Here is a 15,493-nt window from a genome sequence, read left to right on the forward strand (position 1 = left end):
AGCGATTGAAAGTAGCTCAATTGATCGACCATATAGATCGGCTGGACTCTTATAAGAGATATGGAAAAGTGAAAAAAGTAGTCGGACTCATGATTGAATCACGCGGACCTGAATGCTCCATCGGTGATGTTTGCTATGTACATGTAGGAAAAAATGAAAAAACGCTGGCAGAAGTTGTCGGATTCAAAGAAGAAAATATTCTATTAATGCCATTTACAAAGGTCAACCAAATTGCACCTGGCTGTGTCGTGGAAGCAACAGGCTCGCCCCTGAAAATAAAATCGGGAATCAGCCTGATCGGCAAAGTATTAGATGCATTTGGTCATCCAATGGACGGATCCAATCTTCCAAAAGGTTTAACGACTATTCTGTCTGAGAATGAGCCGCCGAACCCGTTAACCCGGCCGCCGATCACCCAAAAAATTGAAGTGGGTGTGAAAGCAATTGACGGTTTTTTAACGATTGGGAAAGGTCAGCGGGTAGGTATTTTTGCAGGAAGCGGCGTTGGAAAAAGTACTTTGCTCGGAATGATCGCAAGAAGCTCAGGAGCAGATATAAATGTGATTGCCTTAATAGGTGAAAGGGGAAGAGAAGTTCGAGAATTTATTGAGAGAGATTTAGGGGAAGAAGGGCTAAAGCGGACGATTATTGTGGCGGCAACCTCCGATCAGCCGGCTTTAATGAGAATTAAAGCTGCCTATTCTGCAACGGCGATTGCAGAATATTTTCGAGATAAAGGATATAATGTCATGTTTATGATGGATTCAGTCACGAGAGTAGCGATTGCGCAAAGGGAAATTGGACTGGCAGTTGGGGAACCGCCGACGACAAAAGGATACACCCCTTCAGTGTTCGCCATGCTTCCTCGACTTTTAGAAAGAACAGGAAATAATGAAAAGGGTTCGATCACAGCCATTTATACTGTCTTAGTTGATGGCGATGATATGAACGAGCCGATAGCGGATACTGTGAGAGGAATTTTGGACGGGCATATTGTGCTCGATCGCGAGTTGGCGAATAGAGGACATTTTCCTGCAATTAATATTTTAAAAAGCGTCAGCCGCCTTATGAACCATATTGCCGAACCGGCGCATCTCGAAGCTGCGAACAAACTGAAAGCATTGTACTCTACATATACCGAGTCAGAAGATTTAATTAAGATCGGCGCATATAAAAGAGGCTCTTCAAAAGAAATGGATCAAGCAATGGATTATTATCCGAAAATAAACGGATTTCTTCAGCAGCATATGAATGAAAAAATAACATTTGAGGAAAGCGTACAGCAATTAATTTCGCTACTTGAAGAAGGTGACAAGACATGACATACCATTTCCGCTACCAAAAAATATTGGATGTAAAGGAAAATGAGAAACGAAAATCATCAAAAGAATATGAAGATTCCGTTGAGAATTTTAAAAAAGTTGCAACAAAGCTGTACACATTTTTAAAACAAAAAGAGGAGTTCGTAAAGCTTCAGGAAGAAAAATTGAACAAAGGGATGTCCGTTCAAGAAATTAAGCAGTATCAACAGTTTGTTCAAAATTTGGAAAAAACAATTGAGCATTACCAGCAGCTTGTCATTTATTCTCGTAATGCAATGAATGAAAAACAGTCGATTTTGATGCAAAAACATATAGAAGTAAAGCAATATGAAAAAATAAAAGAAAAAGATTACAAGAAATTTATGGAGCTAAGGAAACGAGAAGAAGGAAAAATGATGGATGAAATATCAATCATTACATATTCGTTTCATAGAAATTAGGTGGAAATGATGGCGAAAAAAGAAAAGAAACGAGGCGGTTTAAAAACTTTCTTGACCATATTTTTATCACTTTTTAGTCTTGGGCTTGTCGCCGTAATCGTCATGTTTTTTCTCGGCATTCTGCCGGCCCAAAATATTCCGATTATTTCGGACTTAGCGCAAGGAGGTCAGAAGCAAGAAAATCTTGAAAGGCTGAACGAGCAGCTGGAAAAAGAGCAAGAAGAGCTCAAGCAAAAGATTGAAGAGCAGGAAAACACAATCAATCAGCTGCAAGAACAGCTGAAAAGCAAGGATGAAGAAATACAAGAGCTGACACAGCAAATCAACTCATTGGAAAACGCAGCTCAAACCAATCCGCAAAAAAATCAACAACAAGCCGTTGATATTGCGAAAGTATATGGGGAAATGTCAAGTAAAAAAGCAGCTGCCATCATTACAGAGCTTTCTGATGATGAAGCAGTCAGCATACTATCATCTTTAAAAAAAGCCGTGCTTGCTAGAATTTTAGAAAAAATGACTCCCCAAGACGCTGCCAAATATACGAAGCTGTTATCCGAGCAATCAGCAGCTCAATCTGAACAACCAGCAGCCGAATCTGCACCATCAGCAACTGAAGAGGCAGCTGCTCAATAAATAACTTACATGAACATTCTGATCATATTACAGGAGGTGAACAAATGGATGCCATTAAATTGCAGTTTTTCCAATTGAACACGCGAAACATACAATCAACAAACGGAGAAGAAAAAAAGGAAGAGTCAACTTTTCAAACGTTTTTTGATCAGCTTGTGAACATGAAGCCAGCCGATCAGGTGAAAGGAAATGAACCGCAAAAATTAGAAATCGAAACAACTATCTTAGAAGAGTTGCAAGATGTGATCAAAAATTGGCTCTCTCTTGACATTTTGCACGATCAGGAAACAGACGCTCAAGACAAACAGGAGAGAGAAGACAGCAGTTTATCTTCTGTCAGCCAACCTTCTTCTGAAAATTTGGAATTGACATTTGCGAGCAATATGGAATTGAATGTTGATCATACGGAGCAAAGTCCGGAAAAAACTGTACTTTTTCAGCAAATCACTGCTATTTTAGCTTATTTGCAACGAAATGAGCCGAACGAGTTTATTCGAATGCTCGAAGTTTTTGAAACCATTACTAGAAAGTATGGAGATCTAGGCAGCACGATGCTTCAAAATATTTTAACAGCTGGTCGGATTGGACGATATGAGAATCATAGTGCTACCATAGCTGACATATTGCCTAATGATCTAGAAACATCAGAGCCGCTTCATTTTATACAACAAATGGACACGAATAAGAAACCATTGGTGCAGCGTGAGGAAATATTGGCAAGAACGCATCCTCTAATGGAGTTTGTTCAACAAGAGAGCCGTGCTGAACAAAAAAGTGTTGGAAATTTCCTAACGAGCCAAACGAAGGATACGTTTGAGTTGACTCTTACATCATACATAAACAAATTTGGCTCAGAAAATCCGGCTTCGCAAATTGATTCTGAACTGAGTATAGACGTCCAAGAGGAATTTTTTCAAAAGTTAAAAGACGTAATAAAAACAAGTCGATTTGGCCAGCTTCCCAATGGCGCACAAAAATTGACGATACGGCTCACTCCGGAGCATTTAGGGACCATTACCATTCAATTAATAAAAGATGGCGACCAAATGAGCGCCAAAATTAAGACATCGACTCAATCAGCGAAAGAATTGTTAGAGCATAGTATTCAGCAGTTAAAGCATTCGCTGCCGAATATAACATTGCAAATTGACCGCTTTGATATTTTTGACGAAGAGCATTATTTCTTTCAAGAAAAAAGAGGACGTGGCAATTCGCAGCAACATAACGGGGAAGATCAAGAAAAGCATCAAAATGAACAGCAGAACGACCAAACTTTTATGGAAAAATTAAAAGAGTATGTAAATGCCATTATATAGGAGGTTCTTATGAGCGGAATTTCCATCGACAGCTATTTGTTATCGACCTATACAGAAAACAAAGCAAGGGAAGCTAAGTCAACTCTTGGAAAAGATGATTTTTTGAAGTTATTGATTACCCAATTGCAATATCAGGATCCGCTAAATCCAATGGAAGATAAAGAGTTTATTGCTCAAATGGCGAATTTCTCAACATTGGAACAAATAACAAACATGAATAAATCGCTTGAAGCCTTTTTAAAATCGGATGCACTCATCAAATATTCGCAGCTCATCGGCAAATCGGTAGAATACTCAAAAGAAGGTGAGCAAAAGCAGAGCATTGTCAAAAGCGTGCGGATGAATGGAGATACAGTCATCATTGCGCTTGCCAACGGCGATGAAGTGGAAAGCTCAAGTATTACGAAAGTATCCGAAGCTGGAGAAAACGATTCATCTGATCAGGAAGGATAATAATATTAAAATTTTAAAGAAAGGGAGAGGTTCATATGTTGCGTTCCATGTATTCTGGTATTAGCGGAATGAAAAATTTTCAATTGAAATTGGATGTCATTGGCAACAATATCGCGAATGTCAACACGTACGGCTTCAAAAAAGGACGTGTCACTTTTAAAGAATTAGTCAACCAGCAAATTTCAGGCGCAAGCGCCGCTGTAAATGGACGAGGAGGTATAAATCCTGCACAGGTAGGATTGGGTGCGGCAATCGGAACAATCGACACTGTTCATACATCTGGACCAACTCAATCAACGGGAAGACTTCTTGATGTAGCGATCAGCGGAGACGGTTTTTTTCCTGTCGGAGTGATTACCGATTTAACGAGAGTCAACATTGATTACGCAGGACAATTTGGAGACAATAAAATTTTGGGCGCCATTGATAGAGCAATTGATTTAGCATACACCCGCGCTGGAAACTTTTATTTGGATGCAAACGGATATTTAGTAACTGGCGAAGGGCTTTACTTAATTGGCGAAACAGGTGAAAAAATTCCTCCGACAGATCAAGGAATTCAAAAAGCAAATGCAGCGCTTCAGCAAATCACGTCTTTCAATACACCTTATAAAAATATGTATGAATCGTTGAGAGACATTTCAAAAAGAGCGAATGCATTGATGGAAGCTTATGAAGCATATAATGATGCGGTGGAAATATGGGAAAAAGACGGACGACAAAACCCATCACCTTTATACACCTCTATGCAAAATGCACGTAATGCTTTAATTGATATATGGACAGAGTTTAATGCAGCCATTACAAACCCAACGTCAGGGTTTGGGAATATTCGAAACCAGTTTGAAACGGCAATCGGACAATTAAATAATTCTATTAATAATTTTAACAATACACCGTCATATACTGACGTCATTACAACAATCACGAATCCGATTCTGCCGATTACAGCGGGGGATTATCCGCAAAATCCGTCAACAGCTATCCCGTTAGGTTCAAGTGCTGACACGAATACGCTTGATTTAATGACGAAGTTGATCGGGACAATTGAGAATTATAAAGTTGCCCTTAACAATGTTGGGCAAGCAGTCATTAAATACGAAGATATTGCCGAAAGTTTAAAAGAGGCGCAATGGACGGATTCGTTGAGCGGAGAAGCCGGTCTCATCCAAATTCCGCTTTCGGCTAAAAGCTTTAGCATCGGGCCTGATGGAAAGGTTACGTTTATTGATCGAAACGGTCAGTTAAAAGTCGCTGGACAAATCCGGCTTGCGAACTTTCCAAATCCAGAAGGATTAGAAAAAATCGGAAGCAATCTTTTTAGAGAAACGCCTAACTCTGGTTCTATCGACAAAAATGGCAATGGGCTGCAGCTTAACGAACTTTCCGTTCCAGGAGAGGATGGAGCAGGCTCATTGATTAATAGTTCACTAGAAATGTCCAATGTGGACTTGGCGGAAGAATTTACGGAAATGATTGTGGCACAAAGAGGTTTTCAATCAAATACGAAAATCATCACAACTTCTGACGAAATTTTGCAGGAGCTCCTTGGCTTAAAACGTTAATAGGAAGAACGGGGGAGCTTGAAACGTGATCAAATTAACAAAACTGAATGGCGAAGCTTTTTATCTGAATGTGTTGTTAATCGAACGGATTGAATCGTTTCCTGATACGACTATTACGTTAATATCCGGCAAAAAATATATAGTAAAAGATTCACAGACGGAAGTAGTAACAAAAATCAATGAGCTTTATAAACAATTTGGTTTTGGGAAAGCTTTCTATTTCGGGGGACAAGAAAATGAGTAAAAAATTTATAACTGCATTATTAATCGTCATTTCAACCGTTGGAATTGCTGCACTGACTACGTTTGTCGTCATGGAATTTTTTACGAAGGATCCGGTAGAAGCGAAAAACCGCTCCATCGACGAGGTGGTGGAATCGTCATTTGATGTTCCTGAAATTACGACAAACTTAAAAAGTAAAAATATTGTAAGACTTTCTTTCAAAATTGAAGCATCTGACAAAAAAGCGAGAGAAGAATTAGAAAAGAGAGAATTTCAAATAAAAGATATTATTATAACCGAACTGGCAAATATGGAAGCAAAAGATTTGGAAGGGCAAGCTGGAATGGACCGCTTTAAAGATACGATTAAAAAGAAGGTCGATGCGCTTTTACAAGAAGGAGAAGTGAAACAAGTGTACACGACTTCCTTTATCCTTCAATAGACAAAAAAGGGATAAGGAGGTGATGTTCTCATTATGTCAAATGAAATTTTATCGCAAAGTGAAATTGATGCGCTATTATCTGCATTAACGACCGGTGAAATGAATGTTGATGAATTAAAGAAAGAAGAAGAAGCAAAGAAAATAAAAGTTTACGATTTTAAACGTGCTCTTCGTTTTTCAAAAGATCAAATTCGCAGCATTACTCGAGTGCATGAAAATTTCGCAAGGCTTTTAACGACGTATTTTGCTGCGCAATTGCGGACATATGTCCAAATAACCGTCACGTCTGTAGACCAGCTGCCCTATGAAGAGTTTGTCCGTTCCATTCCGAAAATGACGGTTTTAAATGTTTTTGAACTTGGGACACTTGATGGAAGAATTATTATGGAAGTGAACCCAAATATTGCGTACGCAATGATGGATCGGTTAATGGGCGGTTTCGGGGCTTCCATGAATAAGATTGAACAATTAACAGAAATTGAAATGAAAATTATTGCATCCATTTTCGAAAAAACTTTGGAGCACTACCGTGAAGCTTGGAGTACCATTTTGGACATTGAGCCTTGCATGCAGGAATTTGAGGTAAATCCGCAATTTTTGCAAATGGTATCTCCAAATGACACAGTTGTTGTTATTTCCCTTAATACACAAGTGGGAGAAGCGAGCGGAATGATAAACCTTTGTATTCCCCATGTTGTGTTGGAACCAATTATTCCAAAGCTTTCCGTCCATTATTGGATGCAATCAGAAAGGAAAGCCCAAAACTCTGTGGAAACGGAAGTAATCAAAAACCGGATAAAGCTTGCAGAAGTTCCGGTGGTTGCGGAATTAGGGACGTCCGTTGTGACAGTTCAAGAGTTTCTTGAAATGCGAGTGGGGGATATGATCCGTCTTGATCAATCGACCAGCGACCCGTTGGTGATTAAAGTAGGTGACGTCCCTAAATTTTTTGGACAGCCTGGCAAAAAGAACAAGAAGCTGGCCGTTCAAATATTAGGCCACATAGAGAGAGGTGACGAAGCTGATGACTGATAACATGTTGTCACAAGAGGAAATCGATTCTCTATTAAAAGGGGGAAATCAAGAATCAACTGAAACTGACAATCTATTGAATGATATTGAAAAAGATACGATTGGGGAGATAGGAAATATTTCTTTTGGCAGTTCTGCTACAGCTTTATCATCCTTGCTTAATCAAAAAGTAGAAATCACTACTCCGAGCGTGTCAATTATTAATAAGCAAGAACTGGCAAAGGAGTTTCCACATCCATACGTAGCAATAGAAGTAGTTTTTACAGAAGGGCTGTCCGGCAGCAATCTGCTTGTAATTAAACAAAGCGATGCTGCTGTCATTGCTGATTTAATGATTGGCGGGGATGGTTCCAACCCGGATGAATTGGGGGAAATTCAATTAAGTGCTGTCCAGGAAGCGATGAATCAAATGATGGGATCTGCTTCCACATCAATGTCAACCGTTTTAAATAAAAAAATAGATATTTCACCGCCTCGCCTCGAATTATTGAATGTTAAAGAAGGGGAAGGAACCGATGCTATTCCTGATGACGAACTGCTTGTGAAGGTATCCTTCCGATTAACTGTCGGCAATTTAATTGATTCGAATATTATGCAGCTCTTACCCCTTGATTTTGCTAAACAGCTCGTTGTTGAATTAATGAATAAAGCGGGCAAAGAGGCATCAAATAACGTGCAAACAGAACCTGAAGAAGTGCGAGAAAATCAACAGCTGCATATAGAAAAAAGCGAGAAGGAAAAAGCTCAGCCTGTTGAAGTTAAACCTGTTGAATTTGCGACGTTTGATGAACAAACGAATCAATCTGTAGACACGCACAATTTGGAGCTGCTGCTCGACATTCCTTTAAATGTAACGGTTGAGCTTGGAAGAACAAAAAGATCCATCAAACAAATTTTGGAATTGTCTAAAGGATCCATTATCGAGCTTGATAAGCTGGCCGGGGAGCCAGTCGACATATTCATAAACAGCAAAAAGGTAGCAAAAGGTGAAGTAGTTGTCATCGACGAAAATTTCGGTGTTCGCGTAACGGATATCATGAGTCAAGCAGATCGGATAATGAATCTAAAATAGTTGATAGGAGTGAGGAGCAAAATGTCAAAAAGGATTTTAGTCGTTGATGATGCAGCATTTATGAGAATGATGATCAAAGATATATTGACAAAAAATGGATATGAAGTAGTAGGAGAGGCTGCAGATGGTGCGCAGGCAGTCGAAAAATTTAAAGAATTGCAGCCTGATTTAGTCACGATGGATATTACAATGCCTGAAATGGATGGCATCACTGCTTTAAAGGAAATCCGCAAAATCAATCCAAATGCAAAAGTTGTCATGTGTTCAGCGATGGGACAGCAGGCAATGGTAATCGATGCTATTCAAGCTGGTGCCAAAGATTTTATTGTGAAACCTTTTCAGGCCGATCGTGTACTGGAAGCTATTCAAAAGACATTGGGATAAGGAGCATTTGCATTGAAACGACGTATTACATATTTGTGCTGTTTATGGCTGTTGTTTTTTTATGTTCCAACAAACGCCGATTTCGTGCATGCAGCCGCGAAAAATCCCACCGTTGAGGAATATTTAAAACAGCAGACATCCGATCAACAGGATGAAAAAAAAGAAGAGAAAGCGACGAACGAATTGGTTGAAGATGGTGGCAACAGCACCTCCTTATCAGTATTCGATGTTTTGAAAATGATTTTTACACTTATTATTGTTTTAGGTCTCTTAATCTTTTTATTAAAATTTTTAAACAAAAAAATAAAGCTTCCGCAAGAAACTAAATACTTACAAAATCTCGGCGGCATTTCCTTAGGACAAAACAAGTCCATCCAGCTGGTGAAGGTGGGGAATCGCATTCTAATCGTTGGCGTCGGGGATACGATTGAACTATTACAAGAAATTAATGATGAAGAGGAATATAAGAAAATTATCGACATGCAGAAAGAGCCCGGCAACAATGCTTTTGAACAAAATATGATGCGCTTCATTCTAAATAATCATAAACAAAAGGATAGCGAGAAGACCTCCTTCAAAAAAGAACTGGAATCACTATTAAAAGAAAGACGTGAACAGATGCAGCGTCTTCGGCAGAAAGGATCAAAAAAATGAGTGAGTTTTTTAGCTATTTTAATCAAAATGATCCGGAAAATGTTGCGACGACTGTGAAGCTTTTGCTTCTGCTCACCGTTTTGTCAATTGCACCAGGGATATTGATTTTAATGACTTGCTTTACGCGCATCGTCATCGTGTTATCGTTTGTGCGAACTTCGCTTGCTACCCAGCAAATGCCGCCCAACCAAGTGCTCATCGGCCTTGCACTTTTTTTAACCTTTTTTATAATGGGACCGACTTTTCAAGAAATACATGAAAAAGCTTTGAATCCTTTGTTCAACAATGAAATAACCATTGAGGAAGCGTATGAACAGGCGGAAAAGCCGATAAAGGAATTTATGAGCAAACATACGAGACAAAAAGATTTAGCTTTGTTTTTAAATTACGCCAATATTGAAAATCCTGAGACGATTGACGATATTCCGCTCGTGGCTTTAGTGCCTGCATTTGCCATCAGCGAATTAAAAACAGCGTTTCAAATAGGTTTTATGATCTTTATTCCTTTTTTAATCATTGACATGGTTGTATCAAGTGTCCTCATGTCAATGGGAATGATGATGCTTCCTCCTGTCATGATATCATTGCCTTTTAAAATATTGCTGTTTGTGCTCGTGGACGGCTGGTACTTAGTTGTCAAATCATTGCTGCAAAGTTTTTAAAATAAGTAGGTGAGCCAATGAGTACCGAAATGATCCTTTCCATAGCAGAAAAAGCGGTTTATACAACTTTAATGATCAGTGGGCCACTTCTTTTAATATCGCTTGTTGTCGGCTTAATTGTCAGCATCTTTCAAGCAACGACACAAATACAGGAACAGACATTGGCGTTCATACCAAAAATTGTGGCTGTTTTGGTCGGATTGATTATTTTTGGCCCATGGATGCTATCTGTCATTTTGTCGTATACACATAATATTTTCAGCAATCTCAATCAATTTGTTGGATGAGTTGAATGATGATGCTGGAGTATTATCCGCTTTTTTTGCTTGTGTTTACAAGAATAACAGCTTTTATTGCAACGCTTCCATTATTTTCATATCGGAATATTCCGATGCGGTTTAAAATTGGCATGTCTTTTTTCCTTTCCCTTATCATCGTCATGACGATCGATGAGGGAAAGGTTGACTTAGATGCGAATTTCTACCCGCTGATAATAAAAGAAGTTTTAATCGGACTATTCATTGGTCTGATCGCATATATCATCATGTCAGCTGTCCACATTGCAGGAAGCTTAATCGATTTTCAAATGGGGTTTATCATCGCGAATATTATTGATCCGCAGACAGGAGTTCAAACGCCGTTAATTGGACAATTTCTTTATTCTTTTGCCCTATTGCTCATGCTGAGCCTAAACGGGCACCATATGCTGATTAACGGGATTGTATACAGTTTTCAAGTAATCCCTCCGGATCAATATTTTATTCCGATTTCTGATGGAGCTGTTGCCGAACAAGTTTTGAAGGCGTTCAGCAAAATGTTTCTCGTAGCATTTCAAATGGCGCTTCCGATAGTCGCTTCGCTCTTTTTAGTTGACCTTGCTCTAGGGATTGTTGCCCGGACAGTTCCGCAAATGAATGTATTTGTCATTGGGTTTGCCATTAAAATTGGCGTCAGCTTTCTGATGATGGTGCTCGTTTTAGGCATTATATTTATGATAATTCAGGGGCTTTTCCAATACATGTTCGATGTGATGAGAACCTTAATGAATTTATTAGGTGATGGCGCATGAATTATTTACCGTTAGATTTGCAATATTTTGCCGGAGAAAAAACGGAAAAAGCGACTCCGAGAAAGCGGCAGGATGTCAGGAAAAAAGGGCAGGTTGCCAAGAGTCCCGATTTGAACACAGCCATCACCATGTTTTTAGTTTTTCTGTCATTGCTGTTTTTCGGGAAAACGGTGATTGATAATATTTTAAACATGTTCCATTCTACTTTTGAAGATTATTTGTTGACGGATATCACAGAAGAAAATGTGCATTCAATCTTTAATAAATATGTATTGGAAGGCGCTCAAATTACCGCTCCATTCATGATAGCAGCCTTCGTTGCTGGGTTTTTCAGTAATTATATTCAAGTTGGATTTCTTTTTACAACTGAACCGTTGAAAATGAAATTAAATAAACTGAATCCGATTGAAGGATTTAAACGCATATATTCCATTCGGGCAATTGTCGAGCTTTTGAAATCGATCTTAAAAGTTTTCTTTATCGGCGGGGTAACCTTTGCGTATATTTATTTCAATTGGCAGGAGATTTTGCGACTTCCGCAAATGCCGCTTGAACGAGCTTTTGCTTCAATTTCAAAGCTGGCGGTGCAGATAGGATTATATGCTTCAGGTGCGCTTTTGTTCATCGCATTGCTAGATTACTTGTATCAAAGATGGGATTTCGAAAAAAACATTCGCATGTCTAAGCAGGAAGTAAAAGATGAGTACAAAAAAATGGAAGGCGACCCGTTAATTAGATCGAGAATTAAACAGAAACAAAGGGAAATGGCGATGAGAAGGATGATGCAGGAAATTCCGAAAGCTGATGTCGTCATTACGAACCCTACTCATTATGCAGTTGCCTTAAAGTATGATGAAAAGGAACACGATGCACCTGTCGTAGTTGCAAAAGGAACAGATTTTGTCGCGCAAAAGATCAAGCAAATTGCCAAAGCCCATGAAATCATAACAGTCGAAAACAGGCAGCTCGCTCGTTCCTTGTATGACCAAGTGGAAATTGGCGAGATGATTCCTGAACAATTTTTTAAGGCTGTGGCTGAAATTTTAGCTTATGTTTATCGTCAAAAACAAAAAGTGTAACAATTTTGCTAGGAGGAAGTATCATGTCAGCAAGAGATTTATCGGTTATAGTAGCTGTCATTTTAATTGTTGCCATGCTTATCATCCCGCTGCCTTCATGGCTGCTGAGCATATTGATTATCATTAATATATCTCTTGCCTTGCTCGTCCTCCTTACATCCATGAACATTGAAAAGCCTTTACAATTTTCAATCTTTCCTTCTCTTTTGCTTTTGTTAACGTTATATCGACTCGGCTTAAACGTTTCCACAACGCGTTCGATTTTAGCTAATGGAGAAGCGGGAACAGTCGTGGAAACGTTTGGAACTTTTGTTGTCGGTGGAAATATCCTTGTTGGTTTTGTCGTATTTATCATTTTAGTTATTATTCAATTTGTTGTCATTACAAAAGGATCTGAACGGGTAGCAGAAGTGGCAGCCCGCTTTACGCTTGATGCCATGCCCGGTAAGCAGATGAGTATTGATGCAGACTTGAATGCGGGAATCATCTCGGAAGACGAGGCAAAAAAACGGAGAGAAACGATTGCAAGAGAAGCAGATTTTTATGGCGCAATGGACGGAGCAAGCAAATTTGTAAAAGGAGATGCGATTGCTGGTGTCATAATTGTGCTGATCAATATTATTTTCGGAATTATCATCGGCATGATCCAGCAGGGGCTTTCTTTTCAAGAAGCTGTTTCAAAATTCACGCTTCTTACAGTTGGAGATGGATTAGTCAGCCAAATTCCAGCTTTATTAATCTCAACGGCAACAGGGATTGTTGTCACGAGAGCTGCTTCTGACGGAAATTTAGGACAAGACATTACGAACCAGCTTTTAGCATTTCCAAAGCTGCTGTATGTTACCGCAGGAATCATCTTTATTTTAGGAATTGTTACTCCGATTGGTCCGATCGTAACAACTCCGATCGCTCTCATGTTTGCTTTCTTAGCATTTGCGATGAATCGTACGAAAAAACAAATTGAAAAAGACGAAGAGATTGTTGAAGAAGAAGTGGAAATGAACGAAGCGAAAAGTCCGGAGCAAGTGATGAATCTGTTATCGATGGATCCGATTGAATTTGAATTCGGATATGGTTTAATTCCTCTTGCTGATAGCGGACAAGGAGGAGACCTGTTGGATCGGATCGTAATGATCAGAAGGCAGCTTGCCGTAGAATTGGGCCTTGTCATTCCGGTCGTCCGAATACGGGATAATATCCAATTAAAGCCGAATGAATACAGATTAAAAATTAAAGGAAACGAAGCGGCGAAAGGTGAAATTATGCTCGATCATTATTTGGCGATGGCGCCAGGAATGGATAATGATTCGATTGAAGGGATTGACACAATTGAGCCTTCGTTTGGACTTCCTGCAAAATGGATCAGCGAACATTTAAAAGAACAAGCTGAATTGGCAGGATATACGGTCGTCGATCCTCCTAGCGTTGTTTCTACTCACATTACGGAAACGATCCGGAGGCATGCTCATGAATTGCTTGGACGACACGAAACAAAACAGCTTGTCGATCATTTAAAAGAAACATACCCGATATTAGTGGAAGAAGTTACGCCGAATCCACTTTCTATTGGAGATATTCAAAAGGTTTTGGCGAAACTGCTTAAAGAAAAAATTTCTATTCGAAATTTGCCGGTTATTTTTGAAACATTAGCTGACTATGCCAAATTTACAACAGATCCGGAAATTTTAGCTGAATATGTAAGACAGTCGCTGGCAAAACAAATTACAAGCCAGTATGCAAAAGAAGGGGAGACATTGAAAGTCATTACTCTCTCCGCTCAAGTAGAAAAAGCCATTGCCGATGGCGTGCAGCAAACAGAACGAGGAACCTTTTTGTCATTGGAGCCGCATGTATCACAAAGGATTGTCGAAGCCATTGCAAAAAATGTGGAACAGCTGGCAATGGAAGAGCAAACGCCAATCTTGCTCTGCTCGCCTTCTGTTAGAATGTATGCACGGCAGCTGATCGAGCGATATTTGCCTGATGTACCCGTATTGTCATACAACGAACTTGAATCAAACATTGAAGTACAAAGTGTCGGAGTGGTGAATATTTAATGAAGATTAAAAAATTCAAAGCCCATACTATGCAAGAGGCGATGAAGACGATTCGCAGCCAACTCGGTCAAAATGCTGTCATCCTCAATTCGAAAGTCGTCTATACTGGTGGATTTCTAGGAATGTTTAAGAAAAAAATGATTGAAGTGGTGGCGGGCATTGATGAAGAAGATGAAATGATCAGCGGGTCCAAAAAAGAAAAAATAGAACATCAAACGGGCCAACAATTAGAGATGTCTCCTGTACTGAATGAAATAAAAAAACTGAAGGATCTCGTTCAATCCATGTCCGTAAACAGTACTGTTATTCATCCTGACCTAAAAGAGATCGAACAAAAAATTGATTCGTTAGGTTTGCTGCAGCCGATTAAACAAGATGTGATCGCATCTATACTGGAAACGTATTTGATCCATCAAAAAAAGCTGACAAACGAACAGCTGGAATTTCAATTGAAGAAAGAGTTAAAAAAGAGGATTTCGGACATTCCTTTTCACGGCATTACTTTTTCAAAAAAATTTGTGAATGTTGTTGGACCAACCGGTGTTGGAAAAACGACGACATTGGCAAAGCTTGCCGCAATCTGCAAAATAAATTACAAGAAAAAAATCGGATTTCTTACGACGGACACTTATCGAATTGCTGCGATCGATCAATTAAAAACATATGCCGAAATATTAAATGCCCCGCTTGAAGTTTGTTATAACTCATTTGATTTTCAGGAAGGGAAAAAGAAGCTGAATGACTGCGACATCGTTTTTATTGACACGGCGGGCCGGAACTTCCTTGAACAGCAATATGTGCAAGATTTAAGCGAAACCATTGACTTTCAGGATGAAATGGAAACATTTTTAGTATTTTCTTTAACTTCAAAATTTGAAGATATGGAAAAAGTTTATAACCAATTTTCTCATTTGCCGATTCATCAATTTATTTTTACTAAACATGACGAAACCTCCTCTTATGGAGCTATGTATAACATCGTCTACAAAACAAAGATTGGTGCCGGATATATGACTGACGGTCAAGATGTTCCAGACGACATTCATAAGCTGGATCATGAAACTTTTATTCAATATTTAATGGGGTAGCA

18 protein-coding genes are annotated in these 15,493 nt (G+C 39.1%); all 18 read left to right on the plus strand.

Going from position 1 to position 15,493, the window contains the following annotated elements:
- Positions 1-5 precede the first annotated feature (5 nt).
- From fliI to flhF, 18 genes are read left to right on the plus strand one after another with little or no spacing between them, the layout of a single operon-like run.
- Positions 6-1,322, plus strand: a complete 1,317-nt coding sequence (gene fliI, locus NSQ94_RS08315; RefSeq protein WP_094246046.1) for a flagellar protein export ATPase FliI — start codon at positions 6-8, stop codon at positions 1,320-1,322.
- Positions 1,319-1,762: a flagellar export protein FliJ gene (gene fliJ / locus NSQ94_RS08320; protein WP_063386665.1), complete on the plus strand. Its 444-nt coding sequence runs from the start codon at positions 1,319-1,321 to the stop codon at positions 1,760-1,762. The genes fliI and fliJ overlap by 4 nt, the downstream gene beginning before the upstream one ends.
- A 6-nt stretch (positions 1,763-1,768) precedes the next feature.
- A complete protein-coding gene (locus NSQ94_RS08325) occupies positions 1,769-2,395 on the plus strand; it encodes a hypothetical protein (RefSeq protein WP_082829322.1) in 627 nt (208 codons plus the stop codon).
- A 44-nt stretch (positions 2,396-2,439) separates the two neighbouring features.
- The gene (locus NSQ94_RS08330; protein WP_339230546.1) at positions 2,440-3,711 is read left to right on the plus strand and encodes a flagellar hook-length control protein FliK; all 1,272 of its coding nucleotides are present in this window, start codon (positions 2,440-2,442) and stop codon (positions 3,709-3,711) included.
- Between the two features lie 9 nt (positions 3,712-3,720).
- Positions 3,721-4,164, plus strand: a complete 444-nt coding sequence (flgD, locus tag NSQ94_RS08335; protein ID WP_063386668.1) for a flagellar hook assembly protein FlgD — start codon at positions 3,721-3,723, stop codon at positions 4,162-4,164.
- A 35-nt stretch (positions 4,165-4,199) separates the two neighbouring features.
- Positions 4,200-5,729, plus strand: a complete 1,530-nt coding sequence (locus NSQ94_RS08340) for a flagellar hook-basal body complex protein (protein WP_339230548.1) — start codon at positions 4,200-4,202, stop codon at positions 5,727-5,729.
- Positions 5,730-5,754: 25 nt separating this feature from the next.
- The gene (locus tag NSQ94_RS08345) at positions 5,755-5,973 is read left to right on the plus strand and encodes a flagellar FlbD family protein (RefSeq protein WP_063386670.1); all 219 of its coding nucleotides are present in this window, start codon (positions 5,755-5,757) and stop codon (positions 5,971-5,973) included.
- Entirely contained in the window at positions 5,966-6,394 is a 429-nt protein-coding gene (fliL, locus tag NSQ94_RS08350) for a flagellar basal body-associated protein FliL (protein WP_066246495.1), read from the plus strand. Before NSQ94_RS08345 ends, fliL begins: the two co-directional genes overlap by 8 nt.
- 33 nt (positions 6,395-6,427) lie before the next feature.
- Positions 6,428-7,426: a flagellar motor switch protein FliM gene (fliM, locus tag NSQ94_RS08355; RefSeq protein ID WP_063386672.1), complete on the plus strand. Its 999-nt coding sequence runs from the start codon at positions 6,428-6,430 to the stop codon at positions 7,424-7,426.
- Entirely contained in the window at positions 7,419-8,498 is a 1,080-nt protein-coding gene (gene fliY / locus NSQ94_RS08360; protein ID WP_339192939.1) for a flagellar motor switch phosphatase FliY, read from the plus strand. The genes fliM and fliY overlap by 8 nt, the downstream gene beginning before the upstream one ends.
- A gap of 21 nt (positions 8,499-8,519) precedes the next feature.
- On the plus strand, positions 8,520-8,882 hold the full coding sequence (locus NSQ94_RS08365) for a response regulator (protein ID WP_063386674.1): 363 nt from the start codon (positions 8,520-8,522) through the stop codon (positions 8,880-8,882).
- Between the two features lie 12 nt (positions 8,883-8,894).
- Positions 8,895-9,536 (plus strand): flagellar biosynthetic protein FliO, encoded by a 642-nt coding sequence (locus NSQ94_RS08370; RefSeq protein ID WP_339230550.1) that lies wholly within the window; start codon positions 8,895-8,897, stop codon positions 9,534-9,536.
- On the plus strand, positions 9,533-10,198 hold the full coding sequence (gene fliP / locus NSQ94_RS08375; RefSeq protein ID WP_063386676.1) for a flagellar type III secretion system pore protein FliP: 666 nt from the start codon (positions 9,533-9,535) through the stop codon (positions 10,196-10,198). Before NSQ94_RS08370 ends, fliP begins: the two co-directional genes overlap by 4 nt.
- A gap of 17 nt (positions 10,199-10,215) precedes the next feature.
- On the plus strand, positions 10,216-10,485 hold the full coding sequence (gene fliQ, locus NSQ94_RS08380; protein ID WP_063386677.1) for a flagellar biosynthesis protein FliQ: 270 nt from the start codon (positions 10,216-10,218) through the stop codon (positions 10,483-10,485).
- 5 nt (positions 10,486-10,490) lie between these two features.
- Positions 10,491-11,267 (plus strand): flagellar biosynthetic protein FliR, encoded by a 777-nt coding sequence (gene fliR, locus NSQ94_RS08385; RefSeq protein ID WP_327847720.1) that lies wholly within the window; start codon positions 10,491-10,493, stop codon positions 11,265-11,267.
- A complete protein-coding gene (gene flhB, locus NSQ94_RS08390) occupies positions 11,264-12,346 on the plus strand; it encodes a flagellar biosynthesis protein FlhB (RefSeq protein WP_339230553.1) in 1,083 nt (360 codons plus the stop codon). Before fliR ends, flhB begins: the two co-directional genes overlap by 4 nt.
- A 23-nt stretch (positions 12,347-12,369) precedes the next feature.
- Complete coding sequence (gene flhA, locus NSQ94_RS08395) at positions 12,370-14,403, plus strand: flagellar biosynthesis protein FlhA (RefSeq protein ID WP_066246489.1); 2,034 nt, start codon at positions 12,370-12,372, stop codon at positions 14,401-14,403.
- Complete coding sequence (flhF, locus tag NSQ94_RS08400) at positions 14,403-15,491, plus strand: flagellar biosynthesis protein FlhF (protein ID WP_339230555.1); 1,089 nt, start codon at positions 14,403-14,405, stop codon at positions 15,489-15,491. Before flhA ends, flhF begins: the two co-directional genes overlap by 1 nt.
- Positions 15,492-15,493 lie beyond the last annotated feature (2 nt).

The sequence above is a fragment of the Aeribacillus sp. FSL K6-2833 genome, assembly GCF_037965815.1.
In the GTDB taxonomy this organism is placed as follows: Bacteria; Bacillota; Bacilli; order Bacillales; family Aeribacillaceae; genus Aeribacillus; species Aeribacillus composti.

Excerpts from the sequence above, each read along its gene's own strand:
- fliJ (WP_063386665.1), top strand. The coding sequence starts at position 1,319 with ATGACATACCATTTCCGCTACCAAAAAATATTGGATGTAAAGGAAAAT.
- NSQ94_RS08325 (WP_082829322.1), top strand. The coding sequence starts at position 1,769 with ATGATGGCGAAAAAAGAAAAGAAACGAGGCGGTTTAAAAACTTTCTTG.
- NSQ94_RS08330 (WP_339230546.1), top strand. The coding sequence starts at position 2,440 with ATGGATGCCATTAAATTGCAGTTTTTCCAATTGAACACGCGAAACATA.
- flgD (WP_063386668.1), top strand. The coding sequence starts at position 3,721 with ATGAGCGGAATTTCCATCGACAGCTATTTGTTATCGACCTATACAGAA.
- NSQ94_RS08340 (WP_339230548.1), top strand. The coding sequence starts at position 4,200 with ATGTTGCGTTCCATGTATTCTGGTATTAGCGGAATGAAAAATTTTCAA.
- fliL (WP_066246495.1), top strand. The coding sequence starts at position 5,966 with ATGAGTAAAAAATTTATAACTGCATTATTAATCGTCATTTCAACCGTT.
- fliM (WP_063386672.1), top strand. The coding sequence starts at position 6,428 with ATGTCAAATGAAATTTTATCGCAAAGTGAAATTGATGCGCTATTATCT.
- fliY (WP_339192939.1), top strand. The coding sequence starts at position 7,419 with ATGACTGATAACATGTTGTCACAAGAGGAAATCGATTCTCTATTAAAA.
- NSQ94_RS08365 (WP_063386674.1), top strand. The coding sequence starts at position 8,520 with ATGTCAAAAAGGATTTTAGTCGTTGATGATGCAGCATTTATGAGAATG.
- fliP (WP_063386676.1), top strand. The coding sequence starts at position 9,533 with ATGAGTGAGTTTTTTAGCTATTTTAATCAAAATGATCCGGAAAATGTT.
- fliQ (WP_063386677.1), top strand. The coding sequence starts at position 10,216 with ATGAGTACCGAAATGATCCTTTCCATAGCAGAAAAAGCGGTTTATACA.
- fliR (WP_327847720.1), top strand. The coding sequence starts at position 10,491 with ATGATGATGCTGGAGTATTATCCGCTTTTTTTGCTTGTGTTTACAAGA.
- flhB (WP_339230553.1), top strand. The coding sequence starts at position 11,264 with ATGAATTATTTACCGTTAGATTTGCAATATTTTGCCGGAGAAAAAACG.
- flhA (WP_066246489.1), top strand. The coding sequence starts at position 12,370 with ATGTCAGCAAGAGATTTATCGGTTATAGTAGCTGTCATTTTAATTGTT.
- flhF (WP_339230555.1), top strand. The coding sequence starts at position 14,403 with ATGAAGATTAAAAAATTCAAAGCCCATACTATGCAAGAGGCGATGAAG.